Genomic DNA, 17,900 nt, shown 5'->3' with positions numbered 1-17,900 from the left:
AACAATGAAAAACCAACAACTACACCAAAGAAGAAGCCAAGTAATTGCTCAGGGTATGGGCGCGCTCTATCCCCTTTACGTTGAGAAAGCTGACAATGCCTTTGTTTGGGATGTCGACGGCAATAAATACATCGACTTTGCGGCGGGTATTGCCGTGACCAATACGGGCCATTCCAATAAGCGTATTTCAGAAGCGGTGAAAGCGCAGATTGATAACTTTTCACATACTTGTGCCATGGTTACGCCTTACGAATCGTTTGTCGAGCTAGCGGAAAAGCTCACTGATATCGCGCCTGGTGATACACCGAAGAAAGCCATTTTCCTAACAACGGGTGCTGAAGCGGTAGAAAACGCAGTAAAAGTGGCGCGCGCACATACGGGCCGTAGTGGTGTCATTGCTTTTAAAGGCGGGTTCCACGGTCGCACCAATATGACGATGGGATTAACCGGTAAAGTTGCGCCTTACAAAGCGGGTTTTGGACCGTTTCCGAATGAAATTTTCCATGCTCCGTACCCAAATGCCTATCATGGCATTTCAACCGAGCAGAGCTTGCAAGCGATACACGATCTCTTTGCTTGCGATATTGAACCAAGCCGAGTAGCGGCCATCATTTTTGAACCAGTACAGGGCGAAGGTGGCTTCTATCAAGCGCCTGCAGAGTTTGCTCAGGCATTACGTCAATTGTGTGATGACCACGGTATCATGCTCATTGCCGACGAAATTCAGACCGGTTTTGCACGTACTGGTAAAATGTTCGCAACAGAATACTTAGGTATTGAACCAGATATGATGACAATGGCGAAAGGCATTGCTGGTGGTTTCCCAATTTCAGCAGTCGTGGGTAAAGCGCATATCATGGACTCGGCATTGCCCGGTGGTCTAGGTGGGACTTATGCAGGCTCCCCGCTTGGCTGTGTTGCTGGATTAGAAGTGCTTAAGATTGTTGAAGAAGAGCAGCTTTGCGCGAAAGCGCAGGGCATTGGTGAGATAGTGAATGCGCGTATTAATAAGCTGAAAGAAACCGTGCCAGCAATTGGTGAGGTTCGTACTATCGGCGCGATGATGGCGATTGAGTTTACCGATCCCTCGACCGGGCTTCCTGGTCAAGATATTACCAAGGCCGTGATCAGTAAGGCGCAAGAGAATGGATTGATCTTGTTATCTTGTGGGGTGAAAGCGAATGTGATTCGTTTGCTGCCACCGTTAACGATTGAACCTGAGGTATTAGCGGATGGTCTAGATAGACTTGAAGCCATCATCCAAGAAGTGGCGAAATAATTCACCATTTAACCTGAGTTCCAATAAGCGGTGTGTCATTTTGAGACTAAATGAGCATACCGTGGTAAAGCGAGCCCCCTCGATTCGAGCCCGAGGGGGCTTTTTTATTGTAGCGATTAAGTACCGTCAATTTTCTTTAACGCTATTAGCGCTCCCTTATTATATCGGAAGGTATGAACTTTACATGTTTCGTTTCGTAATTGAGAAAAATAGCCAGTCATGTAATAAAAATGAGACATTTAGGCGTATGTGTGAAATTTACCGCGTACTAATTTGCCTATTATCTTCCGTTGTGAAATAATTTGCTTAGTTAATAAGTTTTGAAGTGAAACTAATGCGAAAGCGAAATACCCAAGTAAGGCGTCATTCAATTGCACAGCTGGTGAAAGAGAAAGGACAAGTCAGTGTAGAAGAGCTGTCTGCGCTATTTGATACCTCAGAAGTGACGATTCGAAAGGATCTGACTTCTTTAGAGAATAATGGCCAGCTCTTAAGACGGTATGGCGGTGCCGTGGCGCTGCCACAAGAAGCGGTTGATGAAGTTCTGAATCACTCTATTGAAGATATCGCGGATAAAGAAGGCATCGCTAAAGCTGCCGTTGACTTGATTCGAGATCACAACCGCATTGTCATTGATTGCGGCAGTACGACCGGCGCACTGGTTTCCTGTTTAGGAAGTAAAAAAGGTTTGGTCATTATGACTAATTCGCTCGCCTTAGCGAATGCTGTTAATGAACTAGAAAACGAATCGACACTATTGATGACCGGGGGAACTTGGGACAGCCACTCTGATTCATTTCAAGGCAAAGTAGCTGAATCGGTACTACGATCGTATGACTTTGACCAATTGTTTATTGGAGCAGATGGCGTTGATCTTACTCGAGGTACGACGACATTCAATGAGCTTACAGGGTTAAGTAACGTGATGGCAGAAGTCGCTCGTGAAGTCATTGTTATGATTGAGTCTGAAAAAATTGGCCGAAAGATACCGAACTTGGAACTTGCTTGGGATGCCATAGATGTCTTGGTGACAGATAGCGGCTTATCACTTCAACAAAAACAACAAATAGAATCAAACGGCGTCAAGGTAATCTGCGCCTAATTCAAATTTCTCCTCCTAGATAATGACTTGCTTGCGTTCATAGGAGGAAAAGATAATAAATGGAGAAATGTTATGTGTGGAATCGTAGGTGCGGTAGCGCAACGTGATGTCGCTGAAATTTTGGTTGAAGGTCTTCGTCGCCTTGAGTATCGCGGCTATGACTCAGCGGGTGTTGCTGTGGTCAACGAAAGCGCAGAACTGACGCGAGTTCGTCGATTAGGTAAAGTACAAGAGCTTGCCGATGCGGTAAATACACAACATGTGATTGGCGGTACAGGTATCGCTCATACGCGTTGGGCAACACATGGTGAACCTTCAGAAGCAAATGCGCATCCACACGTCTCTGGTGATATTGCCGTTGTGCATAATGGTATTATCGAGAACCATGAAGAGCTACGTAGCGTGCTGAAAGAGCGTGGTTATGTCTTTCACTCTCAAACGGATACTGAAGTTATCGCTCACCTTGTTGAGTGGGAACGCCGTACGTCCGAAACTTTAGTTGAAGCTTTGCAAAAAACCGCTGCTCAGCTGGATGGTGCATACGGTACCGTGGTTGTCGATCGTAAAGATCCAAGCCGCATTGTCGCTGCGCGTTCAGGTAGCCCAATTGTTATCGGCTTTGGTGTCGGTGAAAACTTCTTGGCTTCTGACCAACTTGCGCTACTGAGTGTGACTCGTCGTTTCATGTATCTTGAAGAAGGTGACGTGGCTGAGATTACTCGCCGAGAAGTGAACGTAATTGATGCTGCTGGTAACCCAGTAGAGCGTGAAATAGCGGAGTCGAATACCGAGCATGATGCCGGTGATAAAGGTCAATACCGTCATTTCATGCAAAAAGAGATCTTTGAACAGCCCCGAGCTCTGCTCAATACAATGGAAGGTCGTATTACCGACACTGCGGTAGTGCCAGAAAGTATTGGTGTTAATGCTGTTGAAATTTTAAATAAAGTTGACCACGTACAAATTATTGCTTGTGGGACATCTTATAACGCAGGGATGGTTGCTCGTTATTGGTTTGAATCGTTAGCAGGCGTGAGCTGCGATGTGGAGATAGCCTCTGAATTTCGCTACCGAGATTTCGTCGTTCGCCCAAATAGCCTCTTAGTTACGCTATCTCAATCGGGTGAAACCGCGGACACACTAGCAGCGCTGCGTCTTGCAAAAGAAAAAGGCTATATGGCGGCGATGACTATTTGTAATGTCGCAGGTTCATCTTTGGTTCGTGAGTCAGATTTCGCCTTTATGACGCGAGCTGGGACCGAAATTGGTGTGGCTTCAACCAAAGCTTTTACAACTCAACTCGCTGCACTCCTGATGATGGTGGTATCTATAGGCCGTTTACAAGGGCGTATGACAGCAGAGCGTGAAACTGAAATTGTAAAATCGTTACATCAATTGCCTGCGAATATCGAAAAAGCTTTGGCTTTTGATCAAGAAATCGAAGCTCTAGCACCTGATTTTGCTGATAAACACCATACTTTGTTCCTTGGTCGTGGTGAGTTTTCACCTATCGCGATGGAGGCGTCGTTGAAGCTTAAAGAGATCTCATACATTCACGCGGAAGCTTATGCAGCAGGTGAACTAAAACACGGTCCTTTGGCACTGATTGACGCAGACATGCCAGTCGTTGTCGTCGCGCCAACCAATGATCTGTTAGAAAAGCTAAAATCCAATATTGAAGAAGTACGTGCTCGTGGTGGTTTGTTATATGTATTCGCAGACGAGAACGCAGGCTTTGAAGGCGATGAAAACATGAAAATCATCAAAATGCCGCGAGTAGACGATATCATTGCACCAATCTACTACACCATACCGATGCAGTTGTTGTCTTACCATGTCGCGCTGATTAAAGGCACAGACGTTGACCAACCGCGTAACCTTGCGAAAGCGGTGACAGTTGAGTAAGTATGTTGCGTTTAGGCGCGTAGTTGTTAAAGAAGCATACTCACGTACCAAGAGCAATATCATAAAAGCGGCACAGATATAATCAGCGCCGCTTTTTTATTGTGAAAGCTCCCTATGTTCCGGCGATACCATAGTCTATATGGTGTTATTCCACTCAGGGGACCTCAACGGTGGTTGGAATCAAAACCGCGATTATTTCTAGTTAAAACGGTAGAGTTTGGTCTGTCGCGGTATTGTTTTTCCTAGCGTATCGTTATCTCTGCTGTCGCTAGATGACCAGATAGATTTCGGGGTATGGTTTGTTATGTTCAATTTTCGTAGTGGATCGAAAAAGTGATTAGTCAATGTCACATGTAATGGTGTTTATAGGTGTTTCTGATTTAGTAAAACAGACGTAAGCGCTGCGGGGTTGGTGTGGACCAATTTTGATATAGCCGGCTCGTAGCTCGTCTTCGTTGAAAGTGACAGAGCGAGACGTTGCGTGTTTGCCATCAAAGTAAGTGGCTTCAAAGGATTGAGCCATGGTATGAGCGACTCGATTGCGAGTATAGGCGGTGGAGAATGTAATGTTTGCGCAGCGCATCGTCGCTTGTTGAGTCAATACGACTTGCCCGTTTTGTTTTTCTACCAAGCTTTCTTGAATACTAGGCGTAATATCGACAGGTTGAAAAGCGTCAATACTGCAAGATGGTTTAGCTGTCGCGAGCGATGAAAACAGCACTGTACTGGTTAGACCCAACGCTATTAAGAGGACTTTGAAATTCATAAGATTGTTATCGCTATTATTAAAAGTGTTGTTTTTATATACGACATGTGAGTTTAGCATCTAGCTCTTATGGAAAGGTGTAAGAGTATGTATGGGAGCAAACCAAAGGACAGAAACCAGAAGTATTTTAAGGTGTCTGTCCTTTTGTACTCGGTTGCTGTTTCGGGTTCAGAAGTGATGAGCGAGCTATTTGACGTAACGGTGTTGAACACCGCTTGGATGGATTCAACAGACCCATATACCGATGGCAATGGCGGTGGCGTCTCATTGGGCGGTGGCTCGGTAAGGTTATATTCATGGCTATCAATTGGTCTCTTTGCATAGTTACGTAGACGTAGCGCATGGACATAGGTATGACGACAATACTTTACGCGAGACTGATTTATAGAAGGAGTTGGCAGGGCGTCGCACATGCCAGCTTTAATAGTGCAACGCCTTTTTTCTCACTGTTAGCGGTCAATTGTAAAAGAGAGAGGCATCGAAAAATATTTATTGAATATCTTGTCATAAAACCGCTTGACAACCTCCGGAACTCTAGTATTATCCACCTCGCTCTGTTGTTCAGAGTTATTAATGATACATCAAGTAAAGCAATCCTCAGAATTCTTCGTAATAGTTGTTATCCTCAGCGGTTCCCTTAGCTTCATCGTCACATTCAATAATTCAAGCTTTCAGCGCATCGCGAAATCGCGATATTTTTCTAATGAATTTAACTTATAAGGGACACATTATGTCTACTAAAACAACTGGTATCGTAAAATGGTTTAACGAAGAGAAAGGTTTTGGTTTCCTAACTCAAGACAACGGCGGCGCAGACGTATTCGTACACTTCCGTGCTATCGCTTCTGAGGGTTTCAAAACTCTTGCTGAAGGCCAAAAAGTATCTTTCGAAGTTGAGCAAGGCCAAAAAGGTCTTCAAGCTGCTAACGTTGTAGCTATCTAATTTCGACGTTACCGCAAATGGCCGATGGCCGTTTGCGGTAATATCTACTTTTATTCTCTATACTGGAATTTCGAACACAGAAAATACGCAACACCTGCCTTTCACGCATGTCACACGTTTTATTCACTTCGCAATATCAATATAAGTCTCAACACCATAATTTCTATAAAATCAGCAAGTTAACATATCTCATTCATGTGAGTGACGGTATCTTCATTGCAAAATAATATTAAGGATCTTCTATGTCTCGTTCAATGGGTCGTAAACGCTTTTGGTTTCAACACTGTAAAAATAATAGCAACAGCAATGCAAAAAAAGGTAATCAATGACAGTAAATTTTGTTTTATTTAAAAATCAACTCTCTTGGAGTGTGTTAATACACCAGCTTAACGGCGATATTTTATCGCGCCATGTTATGATGAAAGATAATATGGGTAATGTTGGTATCGATTTTTCCTACTGTGAGAGAACTCAGCAAGGAAATATTACTAACAGTCTAAATGAATGTATTGGGCGTTTTTCTCTATCCTCTTAACGTCACACAATATCATTCTACTTTTCGCTATACTCTGAATCATAAATTTTAGAAACGTTGCACTAAAATACTTTTTGTATATGGCAATTACCCCATTATTCTTGCCATGTAGATTCAGACTCATCTTCTAAAATGACAGACTGCTCATTATCTTATGAATATATTTAACCTAATAGCTAATAATAGAAAGGCAACCGTTTCGTTGCCTTTCTATAAATAAAATCATAGATGTGCGTTATTGCTGAGCGTCGAGATTCAATATTGTTATAGCATTGGCTACACTGGTCGCCAAAATGTCAATGGCTCCGGTTCGCAGTGCGCCAACAATAGCTAAAGGTTTACTGGCTTCTGAAGCGATGGCGATAACTTGTGGGATTTTTTGATAATCGCTGATGGTAAGTCCAACGACTCGATTACTCATTTTTGTATCCTGAACTCTCCCTTTTATATCGTAAAAATCATACCCCCCCACTTCTCCCACCACGCCTTGTTGAATCCTTGCTTCTACCATTTCTTGAACTGAGAACCACCCTAAGTTCACCATATAACTGCTTTCACTGAGATCACCAATACCCACCAAAGCGACATCTGCTTTTTTAGCTATATCCAATGTTTGCTGAACAGTTTCATCTTCCATCAGCGCTTGGCGTAGGTTTGGGTCTTTAATAAATGCTGGTGCGTAGAGCGTTTCACTCACTCCATCAAATGTTTTAGCAAAGCGACGTGATATGTGGTCGGCATTTAACATGCCTCCTCTAGGGTGTATGCCACCGATACTCGATACAAACGTACACTTTTTCGGATTCACAATGCCAATATGCTCAGATACTGCAGAGACATTTCGACCTTGCCCTATTGAAACAACCATTCCATCCTTAAGAGTGGAAGAGAGATAAGTAGAGACAACACCGGCGAGTAAACTGCGTTGCTCATCTTCCGTCGGTTGGTCAAGGGCGATAAGAGCGCGCTTTAGGCCGAATCGTTCTTTTAATTGTTCTTCTAATTTTGCGCCAAATACTGGATGGTATTTAACTTTTATTTCAACAATACCTTTGTCCCGAGCTCTTTTTAGCAGCCGTCCTATCGTGACCCTGGATTGCCCAAACCGTTTAGAAATTTCTTCCTGAGTCGCTCCATCTTGATAATACGCAACAGCGATTTCAGTGAGTAGATTATTTTCTTCTGTTTGTTCAATATTTGATAAATCCATATTCCCTTACCGCGTTATTGGGCGCAAATTAAGTTTGCGACAATTTAGGCTGATTTGGCGTGTAATTCACTATTAAGTAATGAAAAATCATGCGTAGATCGGATTTTTCTGATTATACGGCTTTGCCCATGAATCAATAGTGTTTCTGTCGTTAGGTTTTGACTTCCGGCTTTTACTCCCTCTAGTAAGTCGCCTTTGGTGATACCCGTTGCTGAAAATATAACATTTTTTGAACGGGCCAGATCGTTTAGCTCGAGTTTAGTATTGGCGTTGACGTGCATTTCTACGCACCGTTGCTGCTCTATATGCGCGTGCAACTGATTTTCGGCTGATTGACCTTTAACTTGATCGCGAAAAAGTAGTTTGGCTTGCATGTCACCACCCAAGGCTTGCATGGCTGCTGCAGTAATCACGCCTTCTGGAGAGCCGCCAATACAGTACATCAAATCTATATCACTTTCTGTCATACAAGTCAGAAGAGAGGCGGCGACATCACCGTCTGGAAAAGCGTACACCCTTACACCTAAAGATTGTACTTGTTTAATAATCTCGTCGTGTCTAGGCTTGGCTAATGTCGCCATGACCAACTCATTAATAGGTTTATTTAATGACTGGGCGACACGAGTTAAGTTCTCCTCTAGAGATAAGTCCAAATCAATGACCCCGCGAGATTTCGGTCCCACAACCAGCTTTTCCATATACATATCGGGTGCTTGCAATAAACTTCCTTGTTCACTTGCCGCAAGTACTGCGATGGCGTTTGATTGTCCCATCGCGGTCATTCGTGTTCCTTCTATTGGGTCAACGGCAATATCTATATTCGGACCGCCTTTTCCAAGCTCCTCTCCAATAAATAGCATAGGGGCATCATCGATTTCCCCTTCTCCAATGATGATTTTTCCATTGATAGCAGCATTGCTTAGTAATAGACGCATCGCCTCTACTGCAGATTGATCGGCTTGCTCTTTGTCACCACACCCTAGCCATTTATATCCAGCGAGCGCGGCAGCTTCGGTTACTTGGGAAAAAGTTAGAGAGAGATCGGTATTCATAAAAGCTCCATATTAGCGATTGTTGTTCATGTGTTCACTATGAGTACCATATGTGCATTAATATAAATGCTGCAGCGCTCTCATTTATGAATTGAGTAACTAATTACTCAATTGAAATATAAATGACACAATTCTGTGGATCTATTTTATAAGATAGAGTTTTAACTCTATTTGTTGAGAGGGTGCATTTTTATAGTCCCTTGATTTTATTGGATTTTGTGTGTTGTCGGTGTGAATTTTGACCAATGAGGTAAGAACAATTGTCATCCTTTAACGATAAAGCTAGGTTGTAGTTTGATCACATAAATGTTGCTGCTATGTAAATAAAAAGTGATTTACATCTCGTTTAATATAGAAACGCATGTAAATATTAGGGTTATAAGTGCATTATCATTTGTAACTTGTTTGGTCATATGTACATGGTAGGAGTAAGGAATGATAGCGATTGGATGTGATGATGCTGCCATTGAGCTGAAAGAGTGTCTTAAGGCACACATGCTCGAAAAGGGTATTGAAGTTGCTGATTATGGTGTTGATTCCGATAGTGAGGCGCTTTATCCCGACATTGCAAAAGCGGTCAGCGTGGCTGTTAGTGAGGGTAAACACCAAAGAGGGATCATCTTATGTGGTACTGGAATCGGCGTCTCAATAGTGGCAAATAAAGTTCCCGGTATTAGGGCTGCATTGTGTCACGACACATTCTCAGCAGAAAGGGCAAGAAAAAGCAATGACGCACAAATCATCACGATGGGTGCGCGAGTTATTGGTTCTGAGCTTGCGAAATCAATATTAGATACTTGGCTTGCAGCAGAGTTTGTTGATGGGCCCTCAACCCCCAAAGTAAATCGAATTAAGGAGATCGAAAAAGAGTTCATTTCATAACAATAATTGCAAATTACCCATCTGATTAATGGAATAACGTGGAAATTTAACATGAAAAATAAAACGCTAACTTATACCAGTATCGCAATTGCAGTAATGATGTCATCAGCAGTCGCGGCAAAAGATCTTAAAGTAGCCACCAGTGCACAACTCGGTTCGTTGCAATACAACACTACGCAGCATTTTGCGGATTATGCCAACGAGCAATTCAAGAAATCTGGTCTTGATTACAACCTAAAGTTCTTCGGTGCGGCTCAGTTAGGAAAAGATAAAGATGTCCAACAAAAACTAAAGTTGGGCACCATTGATCTTGCATTATTGACGTCAACACTTCCGACTCATGTCCCTGAAATGGCGTTGTTTGAGTTACCTTTCCTCGTATCCGATCGTCAACATGTGGCAAAAATTGAACAGGATGTATTTTGGCCGTATATCGCACCAGCAGCAGAGAAAAAAGGCTATAAAGTGATAGGTTTTTGGGAAAATGGTTTCCGTAATATCACCAATGCACAACGTCCAATTAATACCCCTGCAGACTTAGAAGGTCTTAAGATTCGCACACCTAATAGTTCTTGGCGCGTAAAAATGTTTAAAAACTGGGGAGCAAACCCAACGCCAATGAGTTTCAGTGAAGTCTTTATTGGTTTGCAAACTGGTGTTATTGACGGTCAAGAAAACCCATATACCAATATTTATGCGGCTAAGCTACACGAAGTGCAAGGTTACGTGAGTGTGACTAACCACGTGTATACCCCTGCGTACTTAACCGCTGGCGCTCGTCACTACAAAAAATTCCCTTCAGAAGTCCAAGAAATCCTAGAAGCTTCGGCGGTAGAAGCTCAGCAGTGGGGCTACAAAGAAGCGGCTCGACTGGAGAGTGAGCTTAAAGACAAGTTGGTCGCAGGTGGCATGAAGTTAAATGTGGCTAATCGAGATGCTTTTGTTAATGCCAGCCAACCTATTTACGATGACTTTGTTGAAAATGTAAATAACGGCTCTGCCATGTTAACTAAAGCAATGGCAAGCGCTAAGTAACGATATTGCCATGGCCGATGAGGTCATGGCTTTCTCAGGTGTTCTTACGAGGGATTATGATGTCTTTTCTAGCTGGCATAAATACCATTTCAAATGTACTAGAAAAAGTGCTTATCGCTATTTCATTAACGATATTGCTGTCTCTAAGTGCAATCATCATTGTTGCTGTTTTTTCTCGTTTTAGCGGTGCATCTTTGTACTGGTATGACGAAGTGTCGGCGATTCTATTGGCCTGGTTAACATTTTATGGTTCGGCACTTTGTGCGCTAAAACGCTCCCACATGGGATTTGGTGGACTCGTTGCAAGCTTATCGTTAGGGGTAAGAAAGCTGGTCTTCTTATTGAGTGAATTTATTGTCATTGCTTTTTTTGTGGTGATGGCGTGGGCAAGTTACTACCTTTTAGAAATTTTTGGTGATGAAACCTTGACTAGCTTGGAGTTTATTACCTTATCGTTCGCCCAATCTGCTTTGCCAATTGGTGCTGTTCTTTTTGTTGTGGCGCAACTTTGTTCTTTTCCGAAAGCATGGGAAATGGTCTGTAAAGGCTCAACGCAAGAGGAAGAAGAAATTCAAGACGCAATTCGTGATGCTAAGAAAGATATGGCAGAAGTGATGGAGGTGGTGAAATGAGCGCACTAATTGTACTCGCTTGTCTAATCGGGTTAGTGATGATCAATGTGCCTATTGCGGTTGCAATTGGTTCTGTTGCCCTTGTTGGTATGGTCGCTACGTCAGGCATTGATGCGATTTATAATGCTGCACTGTCGATGTTCGAAGGTGGTTCTAAGTTTACGCTGCTGTCGATACCTTTATTTGTATTCGCAGGCGCGTTAATGAACACGGGTGGCATCTCGCTGAGACTCATTAACTTCGTTAGTGCGATTGTTGGTTTTGTCCGTGGCGGATTGTCAATGGTCAACGTTGGCGTATCGATGATTTTCGCAGAGATATCAGGCTCAGCGGTAGCGGACGTTGCCGCATTGGGTTCTATTTTAATACCAGCGATGAAAAAACGAGGTTATTCAGCTAGTTTCTCAGCGGCTGTCACTTCTTCATCGGCTTCTCTTGCTGTAATTATTCCTCCTTCTTTACCCATGATCATTTACGGTGCAATGGCAGATGTCTCGATCTCTCAGCTATTCGTAGCGGGGATTGTCTCAGGCCTACTTGGTGCTGCGGGTATGTTTGGCGTGTGTTACTACTATGCAGTGAAATATAACTTACCTCGCGAAAATGCCTTTAGTTTGCGTAAATTATGGATAGCGTTCAAAGATGCATTTTGGGCGCTAACCCTACCTTTTGCCATTCTTGGTGGGATATTGTCCGGCTTTATGACCGCGACAGAAGCGGCAGGTATCGCCGTACTTTTAGCCTTGGTGATCAGTGTTTTCATTTACCGAGAAATGGATCTGAAACTGTTTTATAAAGCTGCGATGGAAGGAGTGACTGGGACTTCTGTTGTGATGTTACTTGTTGCGACATCAGCTGTTTTAGGGTTATTCCTAACCGAGCAAGAAGTGCCTCAGACTATGGCTGCCGGTATTCTGAGTATTTCAGAAAACAAGTACGTGGTACTGATGATGCTGAATGTCATGCTACTTATCGTCGGTATTTTTCTACACGGCGCCGCCGCTATCATACTAACGGTTCCAATCGTATTGCCACTTATTCATGAGTTGGGCATTGACCCTATTCATTTTGGCATCATGTTGGCATTGAATATCTCTATTGGGCAACAAACGCCTCCAGTCGCCAGTGTTCTTATTACGGCTTGTTCTATCGCTAAGCGTGATATTTGGCAAGTGACCAAGGTGAATGCGTTATTTATTGGCGTTCTGTTTATCGTGCTTCTGCTCGCGACCTACGTACCAGCTTTGTCTGTAGGGTTCGTGGATTACATTTATAACAAATAATTATCAAGGAATGAGAAAATGACGAAACCAACGATTGCTCTTGTATTAGGTGACCCATCGGGTATTGGCCCAGAAGTCGCGGCAAAAGTGCTTAATCAGCCGGCCAGCCGGTCATTAGCTAATATTTTGATCATTGCGGATGAATATGAGCTGCGAAAAGGCATGGACATTGCTCAAGCTTCCTTTGAATACGATGTTGTAGATACCTTCGAGCAGGCTGACTTTAAAACGGGTAAGCCTGTGCTCCTTCAGTTCAAATCATCCCACGTTGATAGCATTGAATATGGGAAAGCGACGCCGCAAGGTGGCACTTACGTTCTGGAAACATTGAAAATTGCCGTCGACCTAACGTTGGCGCATAAGACGCATGGAATCTGCTTTGCACCGTTAAATAAGAAAGCAATGAGTATGGCCGGGTTAGAGCACAGAGACGAACTTTCATGGTTTGCTGAACTGACGGACTTCCATGACTTTGGCTGTGAAATTAACGTCGTTGATGATATCTGGGCAGGTCGAGTGACCTCTCATATTCCATTTAAAAATGTGGTTGAAAATCTATCCATAGACTCTGTTCTTAAAACCATCGAGTTGATGAATAACACCTTAAAATCGGCAGGTTTTGAGGAGCCGAGAATCGCTGTTCAGGCATTAAACCCTCATGGGGGCGAAGGTGGGCTGTTTGGTGATGAAGAAATTACTGTGATTACTCCCGCGATTGAAAAAGCCAAGGAAAAAGGCATTCAGGCATTTGGCCCTTTCCCCGGTGATACCACGATGTGGATTGTTGAAAAAGAGAAGATGAATTCAATTGTGTCTATGTATCACGACCAAGGTGCAACAGCCTTAAAAATGATGGGTTTTGATCGTGGTGTCACGGTTCAAGGTGGGATCCCATTGCCAATAGCGACCGCTAACCATGGCTCTGCATTTGATATTTATGGAAAGAATATTGCGGCAACTCCAGCGATGGAAAATGCGTTGAAGCTGACGGTGAAAATGGCCACTAGCTATCAAAACAACGCATAAAAATAAACCTGAAAGAACTCTTAAGAAATAAGTGGTGAACCCATGAGAAAACCAAAAAAACTGATTAATGAGCCGCTTAATGTGGCACAAGAACAATTTGAAGGTCTTCTGTCTGTCATGAGCGGAAAGTTGGAAGCACTTCCGGGTATTACAGCGGCAATTCGCACCGATCTTCCTTCTGATAAAGTGGCCATCTTGACGGGTGGTGGTGCAGGTCATGAGCCTTTATTTGCTGGGTATGTCGGGCATGGTTTAGCGGATGCCGCCGCATTAGGTGATATTTTTGCAGCGCCTCCACCAAACGTTATTTTACAAACCACAGAAGCGGTAAATAGCGGCAAAGGCGTTATCTATATATATGGTAATTACGCCGGAGATAATATGAATTTTGATATCGCCGCAGAACTGGCAGACGACGATGATATTAAGACTCATACCATTCGAGTATGGGATGACGTGGCGTCAGCGCCGCTAGAAAAAATCACGGAAAGACGCGGCACGGCAGGGGATGTTTATGTATTGAAAATTGCTGGTGCCGCCTCTTTGTCATATAGCTTTGAAGACGTTGTGAAGGTCACGGAGCGCGCACGAGACAATACGCGCTCAATAGGTGTGGCGTTATCAGCAGGCTCGGTGCCGCAAACCAACACCTTTAATTTTGAATTACCAGATGATGAACTTGAGATTGGTATGGGGTTGCATGGTGAACCTGGTGTTGCAAGAGAAAAAATGTCATCGGCAGATGAGGTTGTGACGAAGTTAATCGATCAACTGTGTGATGACTTACCTTACCAAAAGGGTGATGAAGTCTGTTTACTTGTGAACAACTTGGGCTCATCGACTTATATGGAATTGTTAATCGCAAGCCGAAAAGCACACGCTTTGCTTGCTGAACGTGGTATTAGCGTTCACCACACGTTAGTGGGTAATTACTGTACCTCTCAGGAGATGTCGGGTTATTCACTGACAATGCTCAAATTGGATGAAGAAATTAAATCACTTTACGACCTACCTTGTGACTCTTTTGCGTTAAGGAATTAAGAAATGGATGCATTAACAACGAAAAACATGATGGCTTATGTAGCAGATAAAATGATCGCAAGTGAGCCGGTATTAACCAAATATGATCAAGCCATTGGTGACGGTGATCATGGTATCGGTATGGAGCGTGGTTTTAAAGCCGTTGCTGAGTTATTGGCAAGTGATTATCAGCCAGAAGATGTCAGTAAGTTATTACTCAAAATCGGGAGCACCATGATGGCGTCAATGGGTGGGGCATCTGGCGCTATCTTTGGTACGTTGTATCGTTCGGGCGCTAAAGCTATTAAAGGCGCAACGGTGTTAGATACTCAGACGTTGTCGGCGTTTTTAACTGCGGGGTTAGAAGGTGTCTATGAACGTGGTGGTGCAAAGCCTGGTGACAAAACTATGATCGATGCCTTGGTTGCGGCGGTGAAAACATCAGAGTCACTTTCTGGCGATTTAGCGGACCATCTTCCGGCTATTGCTGCGTCAGCAAAGCAAGGCGTTGAGGCGACAAAAGATATGATCGCGACGACGGGCAAGGCAAAAACGTTAGGCGAGCGTTCTCTAGGCCACCCAGATCCAGGCGCCATGTCGATGGCCTTCATTCTTGAGTTCATGAGTGAATTTGCCTGTGAGCAGGTTCCGGCATGAAAAAAATATGGGTAGGGACAAGTTGGAAAATGAACAAGACCGGGGAGACCGCTCAGGCCTGGGCTAACACGGTCTCTACGTCGGTTAAAAATTGCAGTGCTGGTGTTCAACCATTTGTTATTCCTCCTTTCCCTTATATCACTAATGTTGTGAGCGATTTCAGCGATACGAGGATGAAAGTGGGTGCGCAAAATATGTGCTGGCAAGATGAGGGCGCTTTTACCGGAGAGGTTTCGCCGTTAATGCTCAAAGATTGTGGCGCGACGCTAGTAGAAATTGGTCATTCTGAGCGAAGAGGCTTGTTTGGTGAATCGGATAAAACGGTGAACCAAAAAGTACGAGCGGCGTTAAAGCATGGTCTGACACCGCTAGTGTGCGTAGGCGATAGTGCCGATGAAAAACAATGGGGTGTGTCGATTGAATCTGTTGTTAGACAGGTGAAAATCGCGCTGTTTCAAGTGCCGCCTGCCCAAGTTAGTCAGGTCATTATTGCTTACGAGCCTATTTGGGCGATTGGTGAAAATGGCACCCCTGCAACCAATGAAGAAGCGGAAGGTGTTCACCAGGCAATTCGAGATGCGTTGAGTCGCCAGTATGGAGAACCAATAGCTCGCGACATGACTTTGCTCTATGGAGGAAGTGTTAATTTGGGCAATGCGTCGGAATTGCTCGACCAGCCCAATATTGATGGCGTTTTTGTCGGGCGAACCGCATGGCAAGCCTCGGGGTACCTTGAACTGTTGTCTATTGCACAAAGTAAAGCTAACAGTACCGTGAAGGAGCCATGCTAGCTTATGGAGCAAGCCAAGTTAATGTCATGGATATTCCTTGGCTTCTTCATTGCTAAAGTGGTTCCGCAAGTGACTCAGGCGCGGGTTGATTGGATTCGAAGCTTTGCTTTTAGTTACCTCACCCCGAGCTTGTTTTTTTCATCTATTTACCGAGCTGATCTTAATTTACTGCCATCACTGAGCGTTATTGCCACTTATGGAGTTTGTGTCGGCACGCTCTTTTTTGGTTTACGCCATAGTCTGATGAAAAACAAGCTGAACACGGCCTCTTGCGCCAATATTAAAGCCATTTCAGCGATATACCCTAACGCGGTAGGGGTCGGCGTACCATTGATATTTACACTTTATGGCGCGGAAGCTGAACTCATTTTAATGGGTATAGTTGTCACCAACTTACTGGTTGTGCTTCCGTTATTTAATGTATTGATGATTCATTCTGGGGAGCCAGGCTTTTATAGTTATCGCAAGGTAGCCACAGATCCCATTCTTATCGCGATTGTTAGCGGATTATTGTTGAATTTGTGGGGGATGACGTTGAGCCCATGGTTCGTTAACGGTTTGTCGGCGGTGGGTTGGGTGGCCTTACCCGTCATTTTATGTGTACTTGGAGCCAGTTTAAGCTTCTACCAACTTAGGTCGCTTGCCAAAGAAAAAGTGCTGTCACTGTTACTGGTTAAAATTCTATTTTTCCCACTTTTAGTGTTACTCATTGCCCATTACGTGATTGGTTTGAGTGTATTAGAAACCCAAGTATTGGTTCTTCTATCGAGTTTGCCCACGGGCATTAATGTATACCTTCTATCGGAAAGGTATCACGTCGCCAAACAAGCCACCGCAAGCGTGATTTTATTTACGACCCTATTCTCTCTGTTATCTCTTTTGGGCTGGGAACGAGTGGTTGGATATATTGTGACTTAAATAAAGGATTATCGTTATGAGTATTATAGAAAGGTTAGCCATAAATACGGCCATATTTGATGGGCATGATTTAAAAACGTCACTGAAGACAATTAGTAAGCTCGGTGTCCAATATGTTGAGTTCGCCTTTAATCAAGGGTACGTAGGGCAGCTTGATAGCGATATGTTTTCCAAAAATCATGCTCAGTACTTATTAACACTTATGGAAAAAGAATCGCTGAAATCAAATGCGTTGGGATGCACGATGAACTTGGCGGCCCCAAACGCAATCGCAGAGTTTAAAATGCGGATTGATTTTGCGAACCATTTGGGCGTTCGTTTTCTCAATACCTGTACTGGTCCTATCGCTGACCGTCAGGTTATTGTGGATAATTTGAAGATACTTGCGCCCTATGCGGAAGAGCTTGGGTGCGTCATTTGTATAGAGAATGGTGGCGATCTGAATTTTAATGCCTTTGCCACTGCGCACGATGGCATAAGAATTTTACAAGAAGTGGGGCACCCTGCTTTAGCGCTTAATTTTGACCCGGGCAATTCGGTATCACTCGTACCGAACTTGAGTCCCAGTGAAGAAGCGAAAATAGCGATGCCATTTTGCCGCCATTTTCATGTTAAAGATGTACAAGTCCATGATGACAAGTTTACCTTTCCGGCATTGGGAGATGGCATTGTTAACTTTACTCCGATTATCGAGTCATTAGCCATGAGGAAAATACCTTTTAGTATCGAGAAGCCGTTGAGAATGTACCGCCGCAAAGATTCATTTCCCATTCGAGGACGCTCGCCAGAAAGCATTCAAATTATCGCTGACACGTTAGAGCAGAGTGTATCTTTTATTAAAAATCTTGAAAATCAGTAGGGTGT

The 17,900-nt window shown here is 43.7% G+C and carries 19 protein-coding genes; 16 read left to right on the top strand and 3 right to left on the bottom strand.

The features are described 5' to 3' along the window. Window positions 1–4: 4 nt before the first annotated feature. From gabT to glmS, 3 genes are all read left to right on the top strand, one after another. Window positions 5–1,279: a 4-aminobutyrate--2-oxoglutarate transaminase gene (gabT, locus tag L4D74_RS10200; RefSeq protein WP_428752032.1), complete on the top strand. Its 1,275-nt coding sequence runs from the start codon at window positions 5–7 to the stop codon at window positions 1,277–1,279. 334 nt (window positions 1,280–1,613) lie between these two features. Then, on the top strand, window positions 1,614–2,381 hold the full coding sequence (locus L4D74_RS10195; protein ID WP_265674298.1) for a DeoR/GlpR family DNA-binding transcription regulator: 768 nt from the start codon (window positions 1,614–1,616) through the stop codon (window positions 2,379–2,381). Window positions 2,382–2,453: 72 nt separating this feature from the next. Further along, on the top strand, window positions 2,454–4,286 hold the full coding sequence (gene glmS, locus L4D74_RS10190) for a glutamine--fructose-6-phosphate transaminase (isomerizing) (protein ID WP_428752031.1): 1,833 nt from the start codon (window positions 2,454–2,456) through the stop codon (window positions 4,284–4,286). 337 nt (window positions 4,287–4,623) lie between these two features. Here the strand turns inward: glmS and L4D74_RS10185 are convergent, their stop codons facing one another. Beyond that, on the bottom strand, window positions 4,624–5,052 hold the full coding sequence (locus tag L4D74_RS10185; protein WP_428752030.1) for a hypothetical protein: 429 nt from the start codon (window positions 5,050–5,052) through the stop codon (window positions 4,624–4,626). 87 nt (window positions 5,053–5,139) lie between these two features. Here L4D74_RS10185 and L4D74_RS10180 point away from each other — a divergent pair, with 87 nt between their 5' ends. From L4D74_RS10180 to L4D74_RS10170, 3 genes are all read left to right on the top strand, one after another. Further along, window positions 5,140–5,376, top strand: coding sequence for a hypothetical protein (locus L4D74_RS10180; RefSeq protein WP_428752029.1), 237 nt, complete (start codon window positions 5,140–5,142; stop codon window positions 5,374–5,376). Window positions 5,377–5,782: 406 nt separating this feature from the next. Beyond that, complete coding sequence (cspE, locus tag L4D74_RS10175; protein WP_250619120.1) at window positions 5,783–5,995, top strand: transcription antiterminator/RNA stability regulator CspE; 213 nt, start codon at window positions 5,783–5,785, stop codon at window positions 5,993–5,995. A gap of 325 nt (window positions 5,996–6,320) precedes the next feature. Then, window positions 6,321–6,530, top strand: coding sequence for a hypothetical protein (locus L4D74_RS10170; RefSeq protein WP_428752028.1), 210 nt, complete (start codon window positions 6,321–6,323; stop codon window positions 6,528–6,530). Between the two features lie 235 nt (window positions 6,531–6,765). Here L4D74_RS10170 and L4D74_RS10165 read toward each other — a convergent pair whose 3' ends face one another. Both L4D74_RS10165 and glpX read right to left on the bottom strand, forming a co-directional pair. Then, on the bottom strand, window positions 6,766–7,740 hold the full coding sequence (locus L4D74_RS10165) for a sugar-binding transcriptional regulator (RefSeq protein WP_428752027.1): 975 nt from the start codon (window positions 7,738–7,740) through the stop codon (window positions 6,766–6,768). 44 nt (window positions 7,741–7,784) lie between these two features. Beyond that, window positions 7,785–8,792: a class II fructose-bisphosphatase gene (gene glpX / locus L4D74_RS10160; protein ID WP_428752026.1), complete on the bottom strand. Its 1,008-nt coding sequence runs from the start codon at window positions 8,790–8,792 to the stop codon at window positions 7,785–7,787. 435 nt (window positions 8,793–9,227) lie between these two features. Between glpX and rpiB the strand changes: the two genes are divergently transcribed. Genes rpiB through L4D74_RS10110 form a run of 10 tightly spaced genes read left to right on the top strand, consistent with a single transcriptional unit; the run spans window position 9,228 to window position 17,895 of the window. Beyond that, window positions 9,228–9,674 carry a ribose 5-phosphate isomerase B gene (gene rpiB / locus L4D74_RS10155; RefSeq protein WP_428752025.1) on the top strand — a complete coding sequence of 149 codons (447 nt, stop codon included), beginning with the start codon at window positions 9,228–9,230 and terminating at the stop codon, window positions 9,672–9,674. Window positions 9,675–9,725: 51 nt separating this feature from the next. Next, window positions 9,726–10,709, top strand: a complete 984-nt coding sequence (locus L4D74_RS10150) for a TRAP transporter substrate-binding protein (RefSeq protein ID WP_428752024.1) — start codon at window positions 9,726–9,728, stop codon at window positions 10,707–10,709. Window positions 10,710–10,765: 56 nt separating this feature from the next. After that, window positions 10,766–11,341, top strand: a complete 576-nt coding sequence (locus tag L4D74_RS10145; RefSeq protein ID WP_265674280.1) for a TRAP transporter small permease — start codon at window positions 10,766–10,768, stop codon at window positions 11,339–11,341. Further along, window positions 11,338–12,624 (top strand): TRAP transporter large permease, encoded by a 1,287-nt coding sequence (locus L4D74_RS10140; protein WP_428752023.1) that lies wholly within the window; start codon window positions 11,338–11,340, stop codon window positions 12,622–12,624. The genes L4D74_RS10145 and L4D74_RS10140 overlap by 4 nt, the downstream gene beginning before the upstream one ends. Before the next feature lie 18 nt (window positions 12,625–12,642). After that, the gene (locus tag L4D74_RS10135; RefSeq protein WP_428752022.1) at window positions 12,643–13,650 is read left to right on the top strand and encodes a 4-hydroxythreonine-4-phosphate dehydrogenase PdxA; all 1,008 of its coding nucleotides are present in this window, start codon (window positions 12,643–12,645) and stop codon (window positions 13,648–13,650) included. 42 nt (window positions 13,651–13,692) lie between these two features. After that, the gene (locus L4D74_RS10130; RefSeq protein WP_428752021.1) at window positions 13,693–14,691 is read left to right on the top strand and encodes a dihydroxyacetone kinase subunit DhaK; all 999 of its coding nucleotides are present in this window, start codon (window positions 13,693–13,695) and stop codon (window positions 14,689–14,691) included. Window positions 14,692–14,694: 3 nt separating this feature from the next. Beyond that, window positions 14,695–15,327, top strand: coding sequence for a dihydroxyacetone kinase subunit DhaL (dhaL, locus tag L4D74_RS10125; RefSeq protein WP_428752020.1), 633 nt, complete (start codon window positions 14,695–14,697; stop codon window positions 15,325–15,327). Continuing rightward, complete coding sequence (locus L4D74_RS10120) at window positions 15,324–16,118, top strand: triose-phosphate isomerase (RefSeq protein WP_428752019.1); 795 nt, start codon at window positions 15,324–15,326, stop codon at window positions 16,116–16,118. The genes dhaL and L4D74_RS10120 overlap by 4 nt, the downstream gene beginning before the upstream one ends. A 3-nt stretch (window positions 16,119–16,121) precedes the next feature. After that, window positions 16,122–17,036 (top strand): AEC family transporter, encoded by a 915-nt coding sequence (locus L4D74_RS10115; RefSeq protein WP_428752018.1) that lies wholly within the window; start codon window positions 16,122–16,124, stop codon window positions 17,034–17,036. Window positions 17,037–17,052: 16 nt separating this feature from the next. Next, a complete protein-coding gene (locus L4D74_RS10110; RefSeq protein ID WP_428752017.1) occupies window positions 17,053–17,895 on the top strand; it encodes a sugar phosphate isomerase/epimerase family protein in 843 nt (280 codons plus the stop codon). Window positions 17,896–17,900 lie beyond the last annotated feature (5 nt).

It is taken from the genome of Vibrio cionasavignyae, from assembly GCF_050337155.1.
GTDB classification, from domain to species: domain Bacteria; phylum Pseudomonadota; class Gammaproteobacteria; order Enterobacterales; family Vibrionaceae; genus Vibrio; species Vibrio nomapromontoriensis.
The sequence above is the reverse complement of the archived record's forward strand: the minus strand, read 5'-3'. Positions and strand labels throughout refer to the sequence as shown.